This is a genomic window from Parabacteroides caeci (assembly GCF_023656795.1).
Classification (GTDB): Bacteria; Bacteroidota; Bacteroidia; order Bacteroidales; family Tannerellaceae; genus Parabacteroides; species Parabacteroides segnis.
Genome location: NZ_JAMOKT010000092.1, coordinates 1 through 22,580 on the forward strand (window position 1 = coordinate 1; position 22,580 = coordinate 22,580).

General features: G+C 46.0%; 15 protein-coding genes. 4 read left to right on the forward strand and 11 right to left on the reverse strand.

Annotation, left to right across the window (positions count from 1 at the left end; genetic code table 11):
* The first annotated feature begins 129 nt into the window (after positions 1-129).
* Positions 130-1,326, forward strand: a complete 1,197-nt coding sequence (locus tag NBH15_RS26885; protein WP_128133390.1) for a TlpA family protein disulfide reductase — start codon at positions 130-132, stop codon at positions 1,324-1,326.
* Between the two features lie 48 nt (positions 1,327-1,374).
* Here the strand turns inward: NBH15_RS26885 and ybeY are convergent, their stop codons facing one another.
* Both ybeY and NBH15_RS26895 read right to left on the reverse strand, forming a co-directional pair.
* Positions 1,375-1,809, reverse strand: coding sequence for an rRNA maturation RNase YbeY (ybeY, locus tag NBH15_RS26890; protein WP_122326662.1), 435 nt, complete (start codon positions 1,807-1,809; stop codon positions 1,375-1,377).
* Positions 1,810-1,947: 138 nt separating this feature from the next.
* The gene (locus NBH15_RS26895; protein ID WP_186957959.1) at positions 1,948-3,180 is read right to left on the reverse strand and encodes a spore maturation protein; all 1,233 of its coding nucleotides are present in this window, start codon (positions 3,178-3,180) and stop codon (positions 1,948-1,950) included.
* Between the two features lie 175 nt (positions 3,181-3,355).
* Here NBH15_RS26895 and NBH15_RS26900 point away from each other — a divergent pair, with 175 nt between their 5' ends.
* From NBH15_RS26900 to NBH15_RS26910, 3 genes are read left to right on the forward strand one after another with little or no spacing between them, the layout of a single operon-like run.
* Positions 3,356-4,318, forward strand: a complete 963-nt coding sequence (locus NBH15_RS26900; RefSeq protein ID WP_128133392.1) for a 2-hydroxyacid dehydrogenase family protein — start codon at positions 3,356-3,358, stop codon at positions 4,316-4,318.
* Positions 4,315-5,016, forward strand: coding sequence for a DNA alkylation repair protein (locus NBH15_RS26905; protein ID WP_128133393.1), 702 nt, complete (start codon positions 4,315-4,317; stop codon positions 5,014-5,016). The genes NBH15_RS26900 and NBH15_RS26905 overlap by 4 nt, the downstream gene beginning before the upstream one ends.
* 3 nt (positions 5,017-5,019) lie before the next feature.
* On the forward strand, positions 5,020-5,763 hold the full coding sequence (locus NBH15_RS26910; protein WP_128133395.1) for a TIGR02757 family protein: 744 nt from the start codon (positions 5,020-5,022) through the stop codon (positions 5,761-5,763).
* A 356-nt stretch (positions 5,764-6,119) separates the two neighbouring features.
* Here NBH15_RS26910 and NBH15_RS26915 read toward each other — a convergent pair whose 3' ends face one another.
* The 9 genes from NBH15_RS26915 to NBH15_RS26955 all read right to left on the reverse strand — a co-directional run bounded on the left by NBH15_RS26915 (position 6,120) and on the right by NBH15_RS26955 (position 21,698).
* Positions 6,120-7,349, reverse strand: coding sequence for a cyclically-permuted mutarotase family protein (locus NBH15_RS26915; RefSeq protein WP_128133396.1), 1,230 nt, complete (start codon positions 7,347-7,349; stop codon positions 6,120-6,122).
* A gap of 4 nt (positions 7,350-7,353) precedes the next feature.
* Positions 7,354-9,462 (reverse strand): GDSL-type esterase/lipase family protein, encoded by a 2,109-nt coding sequence (locus NBH15_RS26920; RefSeq protein WP_128133397.1) that lies wholly within the window; start codon positions 9,460-9,462, stop codon positions 7,354-7,356.
* A gap of 15 nt (positions 9,463-9,477) precedes the next feature.
* Positions 9,478-11,439, reverse strand: coding sequence for a family 20 glycosylhydrolase (locus NBH15_RS26925; RefSeq protein ID WP_441342447.1), 1,962 nt, complete (start codon positions 11,437-11,439; stop codon positions 9,478-9,480).
* A 53-nt stretch (positions 11,440-11,492) separates the two neighbouring features.
* Positions 11,493-13,115 carry a sialidase family protein gene (locus tag NBH15_RS26930; RefSeq protein ID WP_250824047.1) on the reverse strand — a complete coding sequence of 541 codons (1,623 nt, stop codon included), beginning with the start codon at positions 13,113-13,115 and terminating at the stop codon, positions 11,493-11,495.
* A 63-nt stretch (positions 13,116-13,178) separates the two neighbouring features.
* Entirely contained in the window at positions 13,179-14,423 is a 1,245-nt protein-coding gene (locus NBH15_RS26935) for an MFS transporter (protein ID WP_128133399.1), read from the reverse strand.
* A gap of 5 nt (positions 14,424-14,428) precedes the next feature.
* On the reverse strand, positions 14,429-15,631 hold the full coding sequence (locus tag NBH15_RS26940; protein ID WP_128133400.1) for an AGE family epimerase/isomerase: 1,203 nt from the start codon (positions 15,629-15,631) through the stop codon (positions 14,429-14,431).
* Positions 15,632-15,636: 5 nt separating this feature from the next.
* Positions 15,637-16,554, reverse strand: a complete 918-nt coding sequence (locus NBH15_RS26945; protein WP_009860539.1) for a dihydrodipicolinate synthase family protein — start codon at positions 16,552-16,554, stop codon at positions 15,637-15,639.
* Between the two features lie 183 nt (positions 16,555-16,737).
* Complete coding sequence (locus NBH15_RS26950) at positions 16,738-18,354, reverse strand: RagB/SusD family nutrient uptake outer membrane protein (RefSeq protein WP_128133401.1); 1,617 nt, start codon at positions 18,352-18,354, stop codon at positions 16,738-16,740.
* Positions 18,355-18,389: 35 nt separating this feature from the next.
* Positions 18,390-21,698: a SusC/RagA family TonB-linked outer membrane protein gene (locus NBH15_RS26955; RefSeq protein ID WP_250824048.1), complete on the reverse strand. Its 3,309-nt coding sequence runs from the start codon at positions 21,696-21,698 to the stop codon at positions 18,390-18,392.
* Between the last annotated feature and the right edge of the window lie 882 nt (positions 21,699-22,580).

A 22,580-nucleotide genomic window follows, 5' to 3' on the forward strand; every position in this document is an offset into this window, starting at 1 on the left:
CTTATTGCTGGTAGGTTGCTCCTCAGCAGAGCCTACTTCCTCTTAACATCCTGATACAAAGATAAATTATAAAAGTTAATTAATAATGAATTATCCAACTTTGTTTGGATTTTAAATGGAAAATAGGATATGAAAAAAAAGTATGAGCTATCTTTGCCATTATGTGCATTGCTGTTAACAGGGGCTTGTTCCCATCGTCCTTCTGTTCCAGCAAATGAATTTTTAATTCAGGGATATCTTGAAAATGTATCTGATAGCGCCATTATCGAACTTTGTGTATCGGAAGGCCAATTAATAAAGGAGATAATGAAAGATACGCTTATCAATGGTGAGTTTTCATTGCACGATACGATTACGTCCGGAAAGCGTGAACTATATTTGATGTCCAGCAGTAGAGGCTTTCCCGGTCTTTGGATAAATGTTTGGACTGCCCCCGGTAAATATATAAAGGTAACAGGAAATGATAAATTATTAAAGACTTGGAAGGTGGAAAGCGATCTGCCAGAACAGGTTGAAGAAAACCGTTTTGTGGAAGCTTCTTTTCCTGAACAGTTGGAGGTGTTGAAATATACTGCAGACGAGTATGACTTGCTGCGTACAATGTTTCAGGAACATGCCGATAATGAAGAACTTCAGCGGGCTGATTGGAAACAGGTGGATTCTCTCCGTAAATTAAAGGAGCCTTTGGAAAAAATAATTTTGAAGAAAGAACTTGATTATCTAAGTACAGCCCCAGTATCGTCTGTATGGCTGGATAAATATTTACTGCATGCTTCGCGTTTGCAATGGGATAAAGAAAATCCGTATATTCCTGAAATTAAAGCGTTGTATGCCCGATTGTCTGAGGCTGACAGAGAGACCCCGGCAGGGAAAAATATTACTGAATATATGAATTTGGGAGCGGAAGTGAATGTCGGTGATGAAATGGCCGATGGCGATTTGTATGATTCGGAAGGAAACCTTCATCATCTTTCTGAGTTCAAAGGACAATATATTTTACTTGATTTCTGGAGTATGGGATGTGGCCCTTGTGTACAATCCATTCCGGAGATGGAAGAAGTAACAGCGATATATAAAGACAAATTGGCGGTAGTCAGCATTAGTGGTGATAGTAAAGAAAACTGGAAGAAATTTATTTCCGAAAAGAGTATGACGGGAAACCAATGGAATGAATTGAAAAACGGTCGTACCGGACTGGCTGCACGTTATAAGGTAGTAGGTATCCCCCACTATGTATTGATCTCACCGGAAGGGACAGTACAGGAGATGTGGAGTGGATATGGCCCCGGTTCATTAAAAGGGAAGCTGAAAGAGTTAGTAAAATAGATCATATCCCATACTAATTTGTTTGTTGCAAAAGAAAAAATGCCGGGATTAACTCTCCCGGCACTCTTCCGGCAAAATAGCCAGTGCTTTATTTTCGTTTTCTTCCATGATCTCCCTCTCCCCTGGCCCTTTGTCGTTGATGCCGCATAGATGAAGGATTCCGTGGATGATGGTACGATGCAGTTCTTCGTTGTATGGAGTTTCGAACTTTTCCGCATTTGTTTTTACTGTATCCAGGCTGATGAAAAGGTCGCCCGATATCTTGTTTCCGCTGGTATAATCGAATGTGATGATATCCGTATAATAATCATGTTGCAGATACTGGCGGTTTACTTCCAGAATCTTTTCGTCGGAACAGAAGATGTAACTGATATCCCCTGTCTTTTTACCGTATGTTTCGGCAACTTTTCTGATCCAGTTACTGACAGCCTCTTTCTTGATGGCCGGAAGTTCGATGTCTTCCGCGTAAAATGATATTGTCATAATGCTATTATTATTCTTATTTATCTTTCTGAATGATATGTTAAAAAATATTACCCGGTATAGTATTTTCAAATACCTGCCATATTAATCCGATTTGCCCGATATAGTAGTGACATTTTGATAATCGGAAATAACCTGTCAGGTAAAAAATACATATGTCAAAGCTATTGCCGCAATCACCCCGGCCAAATCAGCCAGCAAAGAACATGGAATAGTATAACGGGTGTTGCGTATACCTATGCTTCCGTAGTAAAGTGCAACCACGTAAAACGTTGTATCCGTCGAACCTTGCACGATGGAAGCCAACCGGCCCACAAATGAGTCGGCACCATAGGTGTTCATCGCATCCAGCATCATCCCCCGTGCACCGCTTCCGCTTAACGGCTTCATCAAAATAGTCGGCAGGCCACCTACAAAGTCTGTATTTAAGCCTAAAGCACCTACGCCTGTCCGGATACCTTCGATGATAAAATCCATTGCTCCTGAAGCACGAAATACACCTATTCCGACCAGGATAGCTACCAGATATGGTATGATCGTTATTGCGGTCTTGAATCCTTCTTTAGCTCCTTCGATAAATGTATCGTATACATTGATCTTTTTGCGGATGCCACTGACAATGAATCCGCAGATGATCGTAAACAATAATGTGTTTGCAAACAAGGTCGAATAAAGGGAAACCTGCTCCTGCTCCAACGAATTGAACAGCCAGACCAGTCCTCCGATAAAAACAGCCAATCCACCGAAGAACAATACCAGATTCTTCTGAAGCAGATTGATCCGCTGTTTGATACAGACAGCTAAAACGGCCACTAATGTAGAGGTAAGGGTTGCCAGCATAAGAGGTAAAAAGACATCCGACGGATTAGCCGCCCCCATTTGTGCCCGATACATCATGATGCTGACCGGAATAAGCGTCAATCCCGATGCATTGATACAAAGGAACATGATCATCGAATTGCTGGCCGAATCTTTTTCTGTATTCAATTCCTGCAACTGCTGCATGGTTTTCAACCCTATCGGTGTGGCAGCGTTGTCCAGTCCCAGCAGGTTGGCGGAGATATTCATAAAGATAGAACCTGTCACCGGATGCTCTTTCGGTATGCCCGGGAAGAGCTTGCTGAAAACCGGTGCCCCCAACCGGGCAAACGACTGGATGACTCCCCCCTTTTCGCCAATCTTCATAATTCCTAGCCAGAGCGACAAGATACCGGTCAGTCCGAGCGATATCTCGAATCCGGTCTTGGCAGACGTAAAAGAGGAATTGATAATCTCTGTGAAGACAGCCGTATCGCCGGCAAAGATAAGTTTACCCAGCGCGACGACGAAAGCGATTAGAAAGAAAGCGATCCAGATGTAGTTCAGAACCATATGTTAGTTGTTATAATTTGTCTTAAACTAAAAAGCAGGGTTGGTAGGATTCATTTATTTTTTTACATGAATATAACTAATCACATCCACTGCTTTTTGATATTATACCTGCAAAAATAGGAATTAATTAACAATAGATTTGTATTTTTGCCTGAATAATAAAACGTAACGACTTATGGCAAAGATATTAGTAACCTACGACATGTTCCGCGAAGGGTTTACCGAGCTGGAAAGTAACTATGACGTGACTTTTCCCGAAGGAAGAGATTTCACTTATGAAGAGGTGTTGGAAATGATTCCGGAATACGATGTTCTATGTTCCATGTTCGACTTTCCGGTGAATAAGGAACTGGTCGATCATGCCCCGAATTTGAAGCTGGTAGCCAACTACGCGGTGGGTTATAATAATATAGATGTGGCGTATTGCCTGGAAAAAGGTATCACCGTAGCCAATACTCCCGACCCTGTCACCGCCCCTACCGCTAACCTGGCTTTGGGACTGATGATCGATACTGCCCGCCGTATCACCGAATGCGACCGCAAACTGCGTACGCTCGGCAAAGAGATGAAGGTGGGTGTACTCGAAAATCTTGGCGTGAATATTACCGGACAGACACTCGGTATCATCGGCATGGGACGTATCGGAAAGGCATTGGCCAAACGTGCGAATGCCTGCGGTATGGAGGTGATTTACCATAACCGCCGCCCACTTTACGTGGAGGAAGAAACGAAACTGAACGTGACGTACGTCTCTAAGGAAGAGCTGTTGGCGAAGTCCGATTTTGTCTCCCTGAATGCTCCTTATACTCCCGATACCTACCATATCATCGGCGAAGCGGAACTGAAGCAGATGAAACCGTCGGCTATACTGATTAATACCGCCCGTGGCCCGCTGGTGGACGAACATGCGCTGGTAAAGGCCTTGCAGGACGGAACGATTCATGGCGCCGGACTGGATGTATTTGAATTTGGCGACTATCCGCTGCCCGAATTGCTGGAAATGGAAAATGTGGTACTGACGCCTCATATCGGCACGCAGACAATGGATGTACGTATCGTTATGGCACGTACCGTTTGCAACAACGTAATCGGATTCCTGGAAGGCGACCGTCCTGTGTCACGCGTCATGCGTCCATGACGGCAGCTTTTGTGTTGAGCGAGCTTCTCTCGGTGGCGAATCCGGAGAAGGCCGCTTTCCTGCAACGTTTTTTCAAGACGGGGCCCGGTGAGTATGCCGAAGGTGATGTGTTTCTCGGGCTGGTCGTTCCCCTCACCCGCAGCATTGCAAAAGCGAATAAGCAGACGCCTTTATCCGAGTTGCAGCTATTGATTGAAAGTGAATACCATGAAGCCCGCCTTTGTGCCCTGCTGATTGTGGTCGAGCAGTTCAAGAAAGCCTCTGAGGCCGACCGTAAGAAATTGTATGATTTCTATCTGGATAATGCCCGGCGCATCAATAACTGGGACCTGGTAGACGTTACCTGCCCACATCTGGTAGGCCTTTACCTGCTGGATAAAGACCGCACCCGATTATATGAACTGGCGGATAGCGACTGTTTGTGGGAGCAGCGGATTGCTATGGTTTCTACCGTCACTTTCATCCGCAACCGCGAATATACCGATACATTGGCATTGGCAGAAAAGCTGATGACGCATACACATGACCTGATGCATAAAGCGGTGGGTTGGATGCTCCGCGAAGTCGGCAAAAAAGACCGGGAAACATTAACCGACTTTCTCGAAAAACACGCTACACGCCTCCCCCGCACAGCTCTCCGTTATGCCATCGAACATTATCCGGAGGAACAACGGCAGTATTTCCTGAAGAAGAAGTAATGTATGAATGAAGAAATAAAAGAAAAACTCCGCCGGTGGGCGAATGAATATAATGTTAGCGGTTTTATCAAGGACGATCCTGTCCAGTTTCCCCATCGGTACACGGAGAAAAGGGATATTGAGGTGTCCGCTTTTATTACCTCCTGGATTTCTTACGGACGCAGGGAACTAATCCTCCGGAAAGCGAATGAACTGCATGATGCAATGGGCCCTAGTCCTTACCGTTGGATTAGGAATGAAGGGTATAAGAACTTGGCGGGAAATCCGGTTGAACACGGTAAGAGAGATACTTTTTACCGTTTCTACACCTACTCCCATCTACGTCAGTTGTGCGACCGGCTGAAAAGTATTTATGAAGAATATGACTCGCTGGAAGATGCTTTGTCTGCCAGTCCTTATCCGAATCCGGTGACAAAGATACAGGATATTTTCTCAGGAATTGAAGGGATTCCCGTACTGACAGGGACGTCTGCCTGTAAACGTCTCGCTATGTTCCTCCGGTGGATGGTCCGAAAAGACGGAATTGTAGATTTCGGCATCTGGGAAACAGCCATCAAACCGCATGAGTTAATCATCCCTTTAGATACTCACGTCCATCAGATTTCGCTGGAACTGGGATTGACCGAACAAAAGAATGCTACCCTCAAAACCGCCGTCGAGATTACCGAAGCCTTAAAGAAGGTATTCCCGGATGACCCGTGTCTAGGGGATTTCGCCTTGTTCGGGTATGATATAAACCGGAGGTGAACTATATCCAACCTTGGCATCTTTTAGCGTCAACTAAGGGAGAAACTAATCCGCGGGTCATAACTCCTTATTATTACCCTGTACACCCTGGCTTATTAAGGTGTACACCTTGCGTAACTATCCTGTACAGGGTAGTTTTAATGGGTAAGGACTTTCAGACTAGTTCCTTATTACTTTGAAGTTAGTTGTATACTATATTCGGGTTAGTTCTTATCCGGAGCGTCTGTGTTGGTGGCAGATGACAGATAAGGTTGCAGATGAAAAGAATGTATCTGCAACCTTATATTTGTTGGTTGATAGCAGTTTATGGGAAGAGGTGACAGATGGCAGATTGTTTTCAGAAACTTTATGTAGAACTATTTAATCTCTGCGCAATTCACCTGCGGTGTCCGGATACCCGGCTTCAGTTCACCGTTGACGATGATCAGGCTGTCACCTTTCAATACGGCTCCTGCTCCGGCGCGGGCTAACTGTTCGTAATCTCCCTGCTCGGTCCATTCTTTGGTAAAGGTGTTGTATTGTAAGAGGAATGTATTGAATTTGTACCATTCCACCGGATAATGCATGTACTCTTTTCCCTCTTTTATCAGTCTTTCGAGTCCTTCGAACTCTAATCTTTCTTCGGCCCGCTCCATATAGATGGAACGGTTGAGGGCTGTTAAGAAACGGCCGTAGTTGACGCCGCCCATAAGTAGGATTGAACTGTCGCCGTAAGCTACTGCGCAGCCTCCGGTGAAGGTACGCCAGACTTGGCCTTTGACTGAAGGCAATTTAGTCTCCGTAGTCCAACTTTTTGTAGCCGGATGGTATGAGAGCATATCTGAAGAGACAATTGCATCCACATCCTTTCCATACGCATCCTTGGAAACAGGCTGAAAGCCGCTCGACAGGTAAATACGTACTCCGTCGGCCGACTGTTGGGCGGCTAAGACCGGTTGAAGGCGCGTCTGACCGGGGAAGTCCGGCAGTTTTTCCCAGTTTCCATCGAGGTTTTTGTTCAGTTTCATTGAATAGAAGCTATGGCCGGGTTTCCCGTTCTCATTTCCTCCGGCTACATATATCGTGTGGTCGATATAGGCCGCAGAAAGATTATCCATCGATACGGGAAGTGTATCCAATTTGCAAATATGTGCCTTTTCATCGGACCTGGACATGGACAGCAGATAGACATCGGCTAAAAAATCGGTGCTGTTGTTTCCCCCTATGCAGACGATACCTTCCGGTGTCGTGACGGAGGCTCCGTAGGCAACAGGAAGAGGCAGGTTGCCGGCTTTCTGCCATTGGGCGTTTTTGTCTGAAAGGTCGAGGGCGAATATATCGCTGTAATATCGTTTGGCTCCTCCCTCGGTGACCGGTTTGTCGGGGAAGTTGCAACCGCCGGCAACCAGTAGCATTCCGTTACTGATGCCGACAAAAGGGGCTGAAACCCCTAATGAGGCGGTGTCTGCCATGCCCGGCAAATCGGGTAGTTTATTCCAGGTACAGGTAATCATATGATTCGGTTTAGATGTTGGTGGCTGACTGCATCCGGCTAACATGACTGCCAGCAGGAGAAGACATCCGGTTAATATGGATTTGTTGTACATGATACTATTGTTTCTTTGTTCTGAATATTGAAGCCGGGAGTTCATCGCTGTTGACCAGGTTGGCACGGGTGAATGGTTGCCAGCCGTAGCGGACCAGCTTCGGATTCGTAACCTTCTCACTGCGGATTTTCACCTTTCCATCGATTATTTCGGCCTGGGCGGGGAAGAATAGTCCGTCGTGTTCCGCTATTTCGAATGTGCGTATCGGCTGTCCGTCGGAGGTGTGCAGGCCATTGGCGTAATCGAAGGTGATGTAGGCGGCGTTGTCCCTGAATTCGACTGAACGGAATAAAGGACCAGACGGAGTGAGTGGATGTCCGTATGTCTTGTTGAGTGCCCAACGGGCCAAGCGTTCCCCTATTTCGCGTTTGTATCTCGGATGCACATTCAATGAATCTCCCCGGTCGCTGCTGACGGCCATGCCGCTGTTCGGAATCGTCTCCATCAGTTCACGTTGGCTGTTGCGGAACCAGGTCCAGCTCGGACGGTCGATGCTCGATAGCTGAACGTAATAGAACGGAAACTCTTCTCCCCAGTTTTTGCGCCAGCTTTCCACCAGCAACGGGAACAAACGTTCGTGCGTTTCGATATTTTGGGCATTCGATTCGCCCTGGTACCAGATGACTCCTTTGATCGGATATTGCTGCAATGGTTGGATTCCCGTTTCGTATAGATAGCAAGGCTCATACGGATGGCGTTGCAGTTTGTCGGATGATTTCTTCGTGTTGAGAACCGCACGACCGCGTACCCAGTCCTGGATAAAGTCGTTCTGTGTCCAGTTATACAGTATATCGGTAAATTCGAATTCCAGTGTTTTCCGGTCTATCCAGGCTTCGGTGCCCGACCCCCCTATGGCATTCAGGACGAGTCCGACCGGAACTTGCAGGCTGTCCGATAACATCCGTCCGAAGGCAAAGGCTACGGCCGAGAACTTATCGGCTGTCTGTTCGTTGCATGGTGTCCACCGGGTATCGTGGTAATATTGCAGGCGGTTGAGGGAATCCATGACAGAAATGTCCCATTCCACCGCATTTGTATACCAACGGGGCTGCATATTGAAAAGACGTATTTGTGGCTGTCTGCCCGCATATTCGAGTAGTTCCTTACGCTGGCTGTCTGCCAGTTCGTCTACTCGGAAAGCCATGTTGGACTGCCCGGAACAGAGCCATACTTCGCCGACCAGTACCTCTTTATAGGTCAGTTTTTGTGAAACCGGTAGTTTCTTTTTGCTTTTCTTTTCTGTGGCGGGCGAGGCTTCGATGGTCAGTTCATAAGGACCTCCTGCCTGTAACGGGGCGAGCGTGACAGACCATTTGCCGTTGGAGGCGGTTACAGACTCTTTCTTTTGTCCGGCAATTTGCACGGTTACTTTCTCGCCGGCATTGGCAGTCCCGGAGATGAGTAAAGGTTTTTCCCGCTGTAAGACCATATTGTCGGAGTAAGTGGCAGGCATACGGAGACCTCCGTAGTTGCCGGTCAGTTCCCCGTAAACCGTTTGGGCGAGGATACCGGCTCCTTCCGTGTTCGGATGAAGGGCATCGGGTAACAGGTCCGGGCGGTTGTACAGGCCTTCCTGCAAGTCGATCAGTCCGGTGTTGGCCAGCCGGGCAATTTCTTCGATTGTCTCCTGCTCCATCCAGTACCAGTCGCGGGTACCTGATTTGAAACGCGGATGCCGGTGTGAGATGGGTGTCATCCGGCAAATCCATATCCGGCAATCCGGATTAGCTTCGCGGAACGACGCTATCAGGGAAAGGTAGTCTTTCACGAAATTATCCCGGTAGTTAGGCCAGTTGCGCGGGTCGGTATCGTTGAGTCCGAGGTGGATGACTACCCTGTCGCCGGCAAAGTCGAGTGCCGCTTTGTATTCTTCCTGCTCGCAGTAAGGGCGATGTCCTTTGTTGAGCAGCGTGGCACCGCTTTTACCGAAATTCACCACTTCGTAGCCGTCTCCCAGCATGCGTTGCAGTTGAGCCGGATAAGAATTGACCTCCCGGTTCTCTATGCCTGCGCCGTATGTCACGCTATTACCTACACAAGCTACCTTAATCTTATTCTGACCGTAGGCAGTTGTGCAAAGTAACAGGCATAATAGTAAAAGAGTTTTTTTCATTGTATGATAGTCTGTTTATTTCTTTTTATCCGGTGAATAGACCAGGCCGTCGACCGCCTTTTCACCGTCAGGGGTGACAAAGACGAATGTGAACATCCATTTGTTCAGCCTGACTTCGGGAAGCGTGAACTTTCCGACGGGAAGTTTCAGGAAAACCTTGTTCCATCCCTTTTGCAGGTGTACCCTGAGTGGTTCCCTGGCAACACAGTTCTCATTCCCCAGCGCGGTTTCATTCGATTTTACGGTATGTGTCGCAGTCCATTCCGGCGGAAGCAGTTCCCGGTCGTTCAGCCATACGCGGCTGCCTTTGTAGTCCCACTTGCCCTGCGGTGGCGCCAGGTCCATTTCCGAACGGCCGTAGTTCTGGAATTCTATCCAGGCACCAGCTTCCTGGTCTTTGGGTGAATATACCCAGGTCCAGGCATAAGCGGTATGGTTTTCTTTCGGGTCTTTGTAAAAGCCGGGAACGAGTGTGCCCCATACGTGGCGCAGATAGATTCCGGCACCGATAGTTTCGTTTGTTTCGTAGGTTTTCCCGTCATAGGTATAGCTGTTTTGCAAGGCCGTTTCAGGTGGGAACACGCTATTCAGGTCGCCGTTGTTGGGGAATGCATCGGTGATGCGCCATTTCACGTTTGTCTGTTTTACGTATGAAAATGGGTATCCTTTGAAATGATGCTCTTTATGCCAGAGCATTCGTTGTTCGAATTCGGCAAAGGAAGTGTATGCGCGGCTGTCTTCGGAAGGCAGGTTTGTCCCTTCTTTATCGAAGTATTCGTAGCCTCCTCCCCGCCAGGCACGGTCGGCTATGGCGAGCATGTTGGGATACAGGTGGTTTTCCCGTATCATGTTTTCTTCCGGTTGTACCAGACGGTCGTTCCAGACAGCCAGGATGACGCCTGCCATATCATCGCTGCCTTCGGTATGCCCGTAGACGGTACTGTTGTATAAAGCACGGATGTCGGCAAAGGTATCGAAATGGTTCAGATAATGGAAACGGGAGTCGATGGCCGGTATTCCCGGTTGGGTTTTTCCCCGGTAACTCCACAGGTGTGTCATATCTATTTCCCCCGGTTGGTAATGCCATCCTGGGTTCCAGGAGATTGCTTTTTTGCCTTTCGACCGGACGAATGCGACCATCTCCGGCACAAACCGGGGGTTGGTGAACTCCACTTCGTCGGTCCCGATATGCAGATAAGGCGTATCGAATGTTTCGCAGGCTTCTTCTATGAGCTGTTTCAGTATTTTCATTCCTTCCGGACTTTGCATGTCGTGGTGGAAGGTACGTATGAAAGCGGCACTGTGCCCGGGCATGTCGAGTTCGGGTATCAGCATCACCTGGTGTTGTTTGCAGAATTCAACAAGTTCCTTTGCCTCTTCCTGGGTATAATATTTGCCCGGCATGCGGGTTGTATTGATGCTGTCGTTTATCATCGGAAAGACTTTGCTTTCCAGACGCCAGGACTGGTTCTCGGTGAGATGCCAGTGGAAAACATTGATTTTGTAACGGGATAAAATGGCTATTTCCCGTTTCAGTTCTTCCAGGGAGATATAACTGCGACCTACGTCCTGCATGAATCCGCGGATACGGAAGGCAGGCCAGTCTGTAATCCGGCATCCGGTGATATAGGCTCTGTCCCCTTTCTTTTCCGTTAGCTGGCGGAGGGTTTGGATAGCCCAATATACTCCCTGTTCCGTGGTGGCCTCGATGATGATGCCCTGGGAGGATACCTGTAGTTTATAGGCTTCGTTTGCGTTCAGTTTTGCTTCCGGCAATTCTTTTACAAGTTTTACCTGTAGTTTATATTTGCTGGCGGGGTTGATGCTGATGTTATTCTCCTGCAACCAGGCTGTAACTATCTGTTCCGTATTCCCTTCTGCCTGGAGGGCGATTTCTTTTTCGGAGAATGTTTGCCTGTTCCAGTCTACCTGTTGCGGCCAGGGAAGCAAGTGCGGGATACCGGCAGCATAGGCCATCGGTATCCATACACATAGTATAAGTGTTATGAACAGTTTTTGTTTCATCGTATTTATTTAATCAGGTCTGTTAGCTTGATAGCCTGGAAGGTCATGTGCGCTACACTTGACTCGTAGAAGATACCGACTGTTTCCTTGTCGATCATAGACAGACAGGTGTATCCCCATCCTTCGGCTTCGTCCAGTAATACCTGATGTTCTGCCGGCCAGGTCAGGCCACCGTCGAGACTGGCTTTAATCGTGATATGGTTGCGCCCTTTCGTGGTGTTCGGATTGGAGAACAATAACAGTTTCTTTCCGGTGATGTTGTCTTCCGCATCCACTTTGATGAGGCTTGCCATACAAACCGGTTCCTGCAAGGCACTGCGGCTTGAAGGATGCTCGGTCCAGGTCTTGCCCAGGTCTTTGGTAACGGCTACGGCACGGCTGCCGCCACGGTTATCGCGCATGTTGAGCATCAATACACCCGGCTCTACTTCTACCACTTGTGCTTCGGTCGTATTGGTGCGTGCCAGGTTATGCAGATGCCAGGTTTGACCGCGGTCTTTGCTGTACATTACACCGGCATTCGGTACACGCGTCGCGTCGATGAACTGGATGGGGAAAACCAGTGTGCCGTCCTGCATGGTGATGCCGCGTCCCGGGCCCTGCAACAGGAAGTACCAGGAAGGGTCTTTCACCTGCGAAGTAATGTTGATAGGTTCGCTCCAGGTCTTTCCGTCGTCTTCGCTCTTGACAAGCATCAGTTGGGCCGTTTCATCGGGAGTCATGCCCGGCATAGAGTTCCACCAGGCGCGTCCGTTACCCATTCCGTGAGTCCAGGCAGCAACAATCCAGATGGTGTTTGTCTTTTCGTCTACCAGGATGGACGGGTCACCTACGCCGTTTTGTGCATGAGGCAGGCCACCGGTCTCACCGAAAGTCATGGCTACCTGCATCGGCTCCCAGGTTTGTCCCTTGTCCGTACTGCGGCTCACGCCTATGTCGACCATTTCCTGCAAGTCGACACTGCTGTTGTAACGGATATCGTAAACGCCGAGAAGCGTGCCGTTGTTGGTCGTAACCAGTCCCGGGATACGGAAGGCAGCCGAGCCGTCGTCGCCTGCCTGGCGTACACCGACACCTACGCGGCGGGGTGCTTCTGCTTTCCCTTTCCATTCGATGGCTGCGGGTTTGTTATTGATGGTGGCCTCCGGCATCGTGAAGGATACTCTCGACAATAAAGAGGTCTCCGGTTTCATTTCGATGCTTACCCAGAAGTAGTTGGGGCCTTTTACCATCGGCTGTTTGGAAGACAGCCTGATTGTCTTTGCCGGGGTGGTAACTTCATCTTGTTTGACAGAATAAGAAGGGTTCGCGGCGCGTGTCTTACCCGGTGTGTAACTGGTAACGTATGTCACCGGGTTGAAGTGCGTGCCTTCCCTGGACGGTGCTTCCGTGCCGCTATAGAATAACCGTACGGATTTTATGTCAGACAGGTTCGTCTCTTCTCCGAATTGGAGTGTGAAGTTATTTAATACATCTCCCTTCTGAGCGGGAATACGCATTTCCAACAGTACATTGTCCGTACGGTCTATCAGAATAGGAATCTGCTGTTCCCTTACGTACAAGCTGTCTGCTGCAAAGGCGGTTTGTGCGATGAATAGAAGACAGAGATAAAAGATGCTTTTTTTCATGGTGATTGTTCTATATGTGTTGTTTGTTAAATACTGAGTCAAATATAATCATATTATTTTCAACTAATCCGTCATGTTTGCCACTTTCGGTCGAAGGAAACAAATCTGAATGAGTAAAGCGATTGCGACGAGCCCTGCCAGCATGGCAAAGTCGTGCCCCAGGTTGCCGGCATCTGTCGACCTGCCCAACAGGTCTGTAATAGTTGCCCCGGCAAATACACCGGTCATGTTCATGATACCGTAAGCCGTTGCCCGGTAACGTGGTGAGATGAACTGGCAGAGAATCGGCATATTATTGGCATCAAAGATACCGAAACCGATACCGAAACACAAGCCTCCGCCGACAATCATCAGGAAGTTATGTCCGAAACCGAGCAATAAGAGCGATGGAATGGTCAATGCCAGTCCGATAGCTCCGGTATAAACACGGCCTCGTACGTTGGTCTGTATCCATTTATCGGATAAGATACCGCCTGCAATGACTCCGATAAACGAAGATAAAGCGATTGTAATCGTTGATAACGGGCCTGCTTCCGACATGTCGATTGACAGATTTTCGGAGAATAATGTCGGTAACCAGTTCTTGGTAGCCCAGCCCGGTAGACTCGGTGTTGCAAAATAAAGCAGGATAATCCAGAAAGAGATGTTCGTAAACAACATGCCCATCCCTTTGAGAGCCCCTTTCACCGGATTCTCGACGGCAGCGCCCGCCTCTTTGATTTTATGAACGATATGGTCTTTTTTATCTTTCAGGAACAGAATAAGAATCACACTGTATGCAATACCGACAATCCCGAACCAGTGGAAAGTCGTTTCCCAGGTAAAGGCGCTTGCCACTGTCGCACCGAAACCGCCTAAAGCCTGTCCGGTGTAAAGGCCGGTCATGTGGATGCCTACTGCCAGCGAACGTGTTTTCCCCTGGTGGTAATCGGTTATAAGCGACAATCCTGCCGGGATATACAAGGCTTCGCTTACTCCCATGAGGGCGCGCAGGAAATAAATCTGGTTGAAAGTTGTGCAATAACCCATCATCAGCGTGACGAACGACCAGACGAACAGGCTGCCGACGATTAACCATTTGCGGTTTACCCTGTCGGCTATCATTCCCGCTACAGGGCTCATGAATCCGTATATCCACAGGAACACGGCCATCAGGCGGCCGAAGTTGGCTGCCGATTCCAGTTCGGTGATGTCTATCATCATCGCGTCTTTCATGGTGGAGAGCATTTGCCGGTCCATATAGTTCAGTAAGGCTACGCCCCACAACAGGCCGACAACTACCCAGGGATAGATTTTCTTATTGCTCATATCGTTTATTTTGAAAGCATTTCTTTACAAAGCAGGTTACATTTCAGAAGCATCCGGGGGATGTGGAACGGGCCTTTATACATATTACCTTTGGCCGGCTGTGACAATGTCCCGTCATAATGGAAATAGCCGTACCATTCTCCATATTCCCTGTCCGGGAAACGGGCGTATGTGTATTCATTAATCATCCGGTGCATTTCAAGGTATTTCTTGTCACCGGTAGCTTCATAGGCATAAAGTGTGGCGATGATGGCTTCGCATTGCGGCCACCAGAATTTCATATCGTGCCAGTATTCCTGCTGGGGAAGGTTCTTGCAGTCTTTGAAATAAGTGATTCCACCGTATGTTTTGTCCCAGCCCCATTCCCAGGCCCAGTTGAGGATAGTCAGTCCCATTTCTTTCAATTCCGGGTCCCAGTTGCGGTACTTGGCTTCTTCCAGGATAAACCAGGCTGTCTCGATGGAATGGCCCGGATTGATGGTTCGCCCGGGGATGGAGTCGATGAATTCGCCATTCGGCCCGACTGTTTCGAGGATTGTTTTGAATTCCGGCTTCATGAAGTCGCGGCGGAGTTCGTTGATGGACTCGTCTATCTGTTTTGTCAGTATTTCATCGTCGATAGCTTCGCGGATACGGGCGGCCGTATCAATCAGTATCATGCATAAGGAATGTCCTTTGGCGATAAAGCCTTCTCGGAATTTAGGTTCAAGCAATCCCGGTGTGTTTTTATAGTGAAGGACTTGTTTGAAGAGGCTGACTGCTTTCTCTGCATAGCTTTTGTCTCCCGATGCGATGGAATATTGCGCCATGGCAATAGCGGCAAATGTTTCGGAAAAGACATATCTTCTTTTGCGGACCGGAACGCCGGTTGCCGTCACTTCATAAAACATGCGGCCATCTGTGTCGAAACAATATTTCTCGATGAAATCAATGCCGTTTTTACAAACCTGCAACCATTCTTCACGTTTCTCTATATGGTTGTAGGCATAGGCCAGGATGAAAGCGAAACGTCCCTGAAACCAGACCGATTTGTTCGAATCCATCAGGGAACCGTCCCGGTTGAGGCAGGTGAAATAACCGCCGTTCTCTTTGTCGATGCCGTATTTCAGCCAGAAAGGCATGACATCGTTCAGGAGGTCGTTTTTGTATGTTTCTTCCCAGTAACCCAGATATTCTGCCGGTTGGGATATGTTTGTCTTTGCTTCCATAGTCGTTAGAATTTGTTACATCTTTCAAAGAAGTTGATGGCTTCCAGTTCTGCTTTCATGGCAGCTTCTTCGGCATCGGTCATATTCTGGAACGGTGTACGGTTTTTGCCCAGGTCCAGACCAATCAGTTTCATGATACGCTTGCCTCCTACGATGTTTCCGCGGTAATGGCAGATTACGTTAATCACATCCTGTGAGAAGTTTTGTTTTTCGCGGGCTGTTTCCAGATCTCCGGCTTCCCAGGCCGTGATGATGCCGACCAGCTCCTTGCCGTTATAATTGGTTGTTCCGCCGATGCCGCCCTGTGCACCGCCCATAGCCAGGCAGGGCAGAATAGTCTCGTCCTGTCCGTGAAGCATGTCGAATTTGCCGTCTTTATATAACCTGCACTGGTTATATTCGTAAAGGCTTTCATAGGTATATTTGATTCCTGCGAAATTAGGGATGCGTCCGTCTACGGTCTTTAAGAAATCTACCATTGAAAGGAATGCGCCGTTGAATGCCGGGATATGATAATAATAGAAAGGCAGCTCCGGTGCCCCGCAAGCAATTTCTTCGCAATATTTCACCAGTTCTTCCACACGGTTTACTTTAGGGAACGGAGAAGCCATGGCACCTATCCCCCATGCTCCGATCTTTTGTGCGTGGGCAGCCAGGTTACGGCTGGTCTTTACACAAGTACTACCTACATGTACGATTACTTTGAATCCTTCCGGCACAACTTCCATCCATCTTTCGGCCAGTTTAATACGCTCTTCTTCCGTCAGCATATAGCCTTCGCCCGATGAGCCGTTGATGAAAACACCTTTCAAACCGTTGTTGGCTAAAAGTTTGGCATAGGCTTCAATAGGTTCGTAATTCACTTCTCCATTTTCATAAAACGGAGTAAAAGGGGCATCAATCAGACCTTTAATCTTTTCCATGGTACGCAGTATTTAATAATTGTTATGTGTGCTATTTTAAATATGAGGCAAATGTAAATAAAATAATTTAATAATTTCTGTGGCGATATGAAATAATTTGTGCTAGATGGTGTATAAAGTTACCTGTAAGCCGGCTGTCGATAAAAACAGGTCGGTTTACAGGTAACAGTTAGATGAAATAGATTATTCGTAACCTGGTGTTTGAACCAGCTTGGGGTCTTTGTTCAACATTTCTGTTTCAATGGGCCAAAGCACTTTATATGACTCTGCTTCGCTAAGGATAGGCTCGGTTGTTCCGATGCTCCCTTCTTTACAGAATACTAAATGTTTACCTCCTTTGGTGAGGGTCATACGCCGTACATCCCACCAACGTTGTCCTTCTCCAACGAATTCTTTATCTTTTTCGTTGAGGATTGCCAGTTCGTTCGTTGTGAAATCTGCATTTACATAACCGTACTTGCTAATATTCCAATTATTACCATACGCGCGTTCGCGAATCATATTGATATATTTAGCCACATCGCCATTCTGCATATTCTCAATTTCGGCAAGCATCAGGTAGACGAGAGGTAAACGGTAAATAACAGCATCCGCATCCCATACGTACTGGTTAGTGCTTACATTGAAATGTCCCATTATTTTCCTTAAGAAAGTACCGGCCAGTTCTCCGTTTGGATGTTCGTTGGAAACCTGATAATAAGCTGCCAGAAATGTAGCATCGCGACGACTGTCTGCTTTATCATATTTCAGGAACATTTCTTTTTTAAACTCATGGCGTTGTTGCGCGGTGGTCCCAACCTGAAGCGTATCGCCCATCAGAACACCATCTTCGCTATTATAACCGATTGTTTTGAATTGTCCGGTTTGATAATTGTACATGAAACTGGTATAACTGTTAGTCGCTTCACCTTCAGTGTATCGTACAGCCATAATGATTTCGGAATTACCTTTATTTGTAGAGGAAAATACATTGGTAAAATCCTCTTGCAACGACAAACCGTAATTGTTGACAACATTCAATAAATGATTTTTGGCTATTGCCAGATCTGCTTCGTTGGCCTGATTGTCATCGGTCGACACTTTTGCATTCCAGAGATATACTTCTCCCATCAGACATTCGGTAGCCGCCTTTGACCAATAGGCTTTCTTGTTGCTTCTGTTGGATGGGTCGAAGGAATTGTTGTCTCCGAAATATTTCAATGATTCTTCGAGGTCTGATTTGATTTGTGCTATCATGGCGGAACCACTTGCACGGCCTTCGTATAATTCTTCCGGATTGAAATTTCCGTTTACAACTTTGTTCGGGTCCAGCTGCAACGGGGCTGTTCCGTAAGTCCTGTATAAGTCGAAATAGTGGAAAGCCCGCAAGCCGTAGGCCTGGCCCAGGTAATAAGCCTTGTCGGCATCCGACATATAAGTGGCTTCTTTCGTATTTTGAAGGAAAATATTGATATTAGCTATGAGACCATATAATTCTCCCCATTTGCTCACGCCTGAAGTCACGGCTGAAAGTTTCTGTAGTTTCAGTCCCTGGTCGGATACACTGGTGCCATCTATGGCTAATGTTTCCACATTGGAACCACCGCGGACTTCACCGAAAATAAACTGGTGCTGGTATGTTTTGTCACGCAGGTTTTTATGGAGTCCGTCCATATATCCTATGATATGCTCCGGCTTTGTCCAGTAATTCGAACTACCGTAATAGTCGATAGGCGACAAGTCAAGCGCATCACAAGCGCTACACAGATAAACTGTTGTTGCCAGAACACCGAATCGTATTGTTGATTTTAAGATATTCATATTGTGTATACTTTAAATTATTTATTGCTATTGAATTAGAAAGTAACATTTATCCCAAATAAAACTGAGCGGGGCAGGGCATAACCGGATCCAGCCTGGCCGTTGGCCGCCACTTCAGGTGTTGCCACATTCTTGGCTCCGGTCAGATATCCGAGATTTTGTCCTGTGATAGAGACAGACGCTTGTTGCATTTTAGCCATATCCGTCCATGTTTTAGGCAGCGAATAACTTAACGACAATTCACGTATGGCAAGATAATTCCCTTTATAGGCGAAAAGGGTGGACGCTGTGTTATAATTGCCTTTTCCTAACTGGTCTGCCCAAAGGAAACGCGGATATTTTGCATTGGGATTGTCTTCCGACCATGTGTCGTAGTATAATTCGGCCGGTACATTGTAAGAGCCTTGCATACAGCCCATATACCAAGGTGTTTTACTTTGGGCAGAGTTCTCATAAATCCAGAAGTCGAGGGCAAAGTCAAAGCGGGCATACAGTTGTAATCCTTTCCAGCGCAAGGTTGTATTGAAGCCGCCTGTCCAATGCGGATCCGTATTTCCGACTTTTACTCTATCGTACTGGTCGATTACACCATCGCCGTTTACATCTTTCCATTTAACATCACCCGGTTGGATCGGTAGGTTGCTGGTACCGTTTTGTTCGTTTGCGCTAAGGTTATCCCATACTCCTGTTCCATAGAGAGTCTTGTCTCCCAGGTGTTTGTCAACCAGGTTGGTTGGAATTTCGTCTTTCGATTTGTAAATATCTTCGGCTTTATACATATACAGAACGTTAGGTTCATATCCTTCCTGATAGCCTCCGACCCAGATTTTTTCATATGAACCGTCTGGCAGTTTATTACCGGAATAGATTTCGAATGCATCTTGTCTGTTTCTTTCCAGATTATTATAAGGCAACGATACGATTTTATTTTTGTTGAATGAAATATTACCGCTGGCAGTCCATGACCAGTCTTTGTTCTCGAATATTTTTCCGGATAATTCAATTTCAAGACCTTGATTACGTAATTCCCCGTTGTTGTTGGTTACAGAGGAGAAACCGGTTGAAGTCGGGAAGCTCAGATTGGCATATTTATCGGAAGTCAGGCGGTTGTAATAAGTAAAATTGGTTGTCAGCCTGTTTTCAAAAAAGCTCATATCGAGACCTGCTTCAAATGTCGCTGTCTTTTCCCAGCGTAATCCGGCATTAGGTAAACTTCCTATCAGGTAACCGATGTTGCCATTGTACGTCTGCGTGTTGTAAGAGCCTTGCAGCGTATACTCTCCGATACCGGAGGCATTTCCGTTGATACCATAACTCATGCGTAATTTACCAAAGGAAAGGACTGGCAAATTGTCTTTTACAAAATCTTCACGTCCAAATATCCAACCGGCCGAAACGCCTGGGAAGAATCCCCAGCGGTTGTCTCCCAGTAAAGAAGAATAACCGTCACGGCGGAAAACAGCTGAAAGTAGATATTTGTTCTTAAAATCATAATTTAAACGTCCGAAGAAAGAAAGTATTCTCAGCTGTTTATGTTCTGAATCTATTGTACGTTTGTTTTCGCCTTTATCTGTAAGTCCTAAATCTCCAAAGTCATCTGTCGGTGCACCCTGTCCTTCCGCTTTGTAATACCGGTAGTATTTATCATAATATTCGGTACCCAGCATTAAATCAACGTTATGATCACGCGCAAAAGTTCGTGTGAAATTTAGGACGGCATTGTAAGTTTGTCTGAAATCACGGCTGTAATCAGCTTTGCTGCTGCGTGTACGGTCGAATACCCCAGGAGTTTTCTCGTAATCTTTTGTAAAAGATTCTGTTAATTGCTCGGCGTAATACCAATTGGCGGATGCGTTGAGTGTTAATCCTTTCATTAGGTCAACCTGAAATGCCTGTACCATCGTGAACTTGTCGGACTGGTTAAAATTCTCCCATTTTTCCGGTTGATAGGACTGGTTTCCGTCAGCGGTTCCCGGTCCTAATTGCATGTTGCCTTCTTCATCCTCAAAAATAACCGTAGGAGGTAAAGACATGATACGACCGAAATAGTTTGCTTCCGACCCGTTTGATCCCGGCATGTTTTTCCAGTTTGCACGGTTGTAATTCAGAGAAGATTTGGATGTTAGCCAATCTGCAATTTTGTAACTTGCATTAGTTACAAATGAATACCGTTCGTAGTAAGTATTAATAGGGACGGCTTCCTGATGATTGTATCCCAGACCTGCATAATAAGTAGCGCGATCATTTCCTCCGGACATATTTATGTTATAATCCTGAGTGAGAGACGGGTTGTTCAGGTTATAACTGGCAAGGTCCGTGTCTTTGTAAATAATTTCTTTTCCGGTGATCGGGTCTGTCATTTTTTGCCATCCTTTTTCCAGAAGGTTAGCGTTCTCGTTACTTAAAAACATAGGACTGTACACTGATTTTCCATATACGTTACCGGTACCATAAGGTTGTGCCCCTTCCAATGAACCGCCTGAATAAGGGCCGTAGCCTTTTACAGTTCCATTTTTGTCGGTAAAGAGATTACCCGCATTATAGACGGCTTGGCGTAAAGCCGAGATATATTCGCCTCCATTTAAAAACTCATAAGGCATATAAGCATAGTTTAAACCGACTTTAGCCTTAAAGTTTATTTCCCGGTGTCCGGCCTTCCCTTTTTTAGTTGTGACGAGAATTACACCGTTACTGGCACGTGCTCCGTAAATGGCAGTTGCTCCCGCATCTTTCATAACCTCCATTGATTCTATGTCTTCCGGGTTTATGTCATTTAAGCCGTCACGCAATTGTCCGTCGACAATAACTAAAGGAGATCCTGTTCCATCGAGGTTAGTACCACCACGGAGGACGATTGTCGGAGCGGCTCCCGGACTTCCTGATGATTGGATTACTTTTAATCCGGAGACAGCTCCGGAAAGTGCTTGCGCCGGATTGGAGAACAAACCGACATTTAATGTTTCTTGTTTGACTTTTGCTATGGAATTAGTCGTTTTGGAACGTAGCTGAGTTCCGGAGTAACCGGTAACAACGACTTCATCCAATGTTTGACTATCTTCATTAAGAATGATTTTTAATACTTGTTTATCTGTCGCCGTAATTTCAACCGTTTTGTATCCGATGAAGGAAACTACGAGTTTAGATCCTTTTTTCGCTTGTAGAGTGAAATTACCATCCATATCCGTTACGGTTCCGTTTTGTGTTCCTTTTTCAACTACGGAAGCACCTGGCACGGTCATATTTAGGTTATCAAAGACAACCCCTTTAACACTTATACTCTCTTGAGCCCATGTAATAACCGGTAAAAGAGAGAATAGTATTAGAATAAAAAGATTCTTCTTCATAATGATGTTATTTTTGTTTGTATCGTATAAAGGAGTAATGCAATAATCCTTTTGTTTTAAAATAAATCGATTAATACGGCAGTTTTTTAGCCGTGGGAGCATTTGCATTCAATGTACGTTTAGTAGCATTCGGGTAGATTCATCTGATTTTCATAAGCATTGATTTTTAGGTGATACATATTTTTATTTTAATTCGATAGAGAATCTGAAATGTTTTCCGACTTTAGGATATAATTGAATGGGAAAGAGTAGGATAAGGGTACGCCAGAGTTCATACAAGACTCAGGTGTTGAATGAAGCTTATATGTTTTTTATAAATATGATATATGTGTCTATATCTTGTATATCATTGTTTATATGCGATATTATGTGTTTTGCGGAATTAGGAAAGTTTTGTATTACAGATTGTTTCATTTGAAGAATGCCCTCTAAATGGATCTTTTCTGTGATATATATGAAATAATTTTCCATTCGCGGAGCGTATTACTAAAAATATTTATTTATATTTGCGCAGTATTTAAAAAAAGAGCGAAAAATGGTATTGTGAGCTGACAATGAAAAAGAGTTTTTTTGGTACCTAGTTCCTACTTTGATAATATGCTAATTTTATATCTTTATTAAAGTGATATGTATGAATGAGAAAAATAAATATGATCTGTTTATGCTCAAAGGGTTGGATATTAGCGATCTAAATGATATTTTTAATTACGAGATATCATCAGTCTGGTTACAGGTGAAGGAAGTTATTCATTGTAATGAACCTGAGTCTTGTATGAACTATGGCTTACTTTTTCATTATAATAAGATGAATTAAAATAAACTTATGATTTTCGACTTTTTAATGAATCTGCTATGAGGATGCCGGAGATCTCTGTTAATATG

Excerpts from the sequence above, each read along its gene's own strand:
- NBH15_RS26885 (WP_128133390.1), top strand. The coding sequence starts at position 130 with ATGAAAAAAAAGTATGAGCTATCTTTGCCATTATGTGCATTGCTGTTA.
- ybeY (WP_122326662.1), bottom strand. The coding sequence starts at position 1,809 with ATGACAATATCATTTTACGCGGAAGACATCGAACTTCCGGCCATCAAG.
- NBH15_RS26895 (WP_186957959.1), bottom strand. The coding sequence starts at position 3,180 with ATGGTTCTGAACTACATCTGGATCGCTTTCTTTCTAATCGCTTTCGTC.
- NBH15_RS26900 (WP_128133392.1), top strand. The coding sequence starts at position 3,356 with ATGGCAAAGATATTAGTAACCTACGACATGTTCCGCGAAGGGTTTACC.
- NBH15_RS26905 (WP_128133393.1), top strand. The coding sequence starts at position 4,315 with ATGACGGCAGCTTTTGTGTTGAGCGAGCTTCTCTCGGTGGCGAATCCG.
- NBH15_RS26910 (WP_128133395.1), top strand. The coding sequence starts at position 5,020 with ATGAATGAAGAAATAAAAGAAAAACTCCGCCGGTGGGCGAATGAATAT.
- NBH15_RS26915 (WP_128133396.1), bottom strand. The coding sequence starts at position 7,349 with ATGTACAACAAATCCATATTAACCGGATGTCTTCTCCTGCTGGCAGTC.
- NBH15_RS26920 (WP_128133397.1), bottom strand. The coding sequence starts at position 9,462 with ATGAAAAAAACTCTTTTACTATTATGCCTGTTACTTTGCACAACTGCC.
- NBH15_RS26925 (WP_441342447.1), bottom strand. The coding sequence starts at position 11,439 with ATGGCCTATGCTGCCGGTATCCCGCACTTGCTTCCCTGGCCGCAACAG.
- NBH15_RS26930 (WP_250824047.1), bottom strand. The coding sequence starts at position 13,115 with ATGAAAAAAAGCATCTTTTATCTCTGTCTTCTATTCATCGCACAAACC.
- NBH15_RS26935 (WP_128133399.1), bottom strand. The coding sequence starts at position 14,423 with ATGAGCAATAAGAAAATCTATCCCTGGGTAGTTGTCGGCCTGTTGTGG.
- NBH15_RS26940 (WP_128133400.1), bottom strand. The coding sequence starts at position 15,631 with ATGGAAGCAAAGACAAACATATCCCAACCGGCAGAATATCTGGGTTAC.
- NBH15_RS26945 (WP_009860539.1), bottom strand. The coding sequence starts at position 16,554 with ATGGAAAAGATTAAAGGTCTGATTGATGCCCCTTTTACTCCGTTTTAT.
- NBH15_RS26950 (WP_128133401.1), bottom strand. The coding sequence starts at position 18,354 with ATGAATATCTTAAAATCAACAATACGATTCGGTGTTCTGGCAACAACA.
- NBH15_RS26955 (WP_250824048.1), bottom strand. The coding sequence starts at position 21,698 with ATGAAGAAGAATCTTTTTATTCTAATACTATTCTCTCTTTTACCGGTT.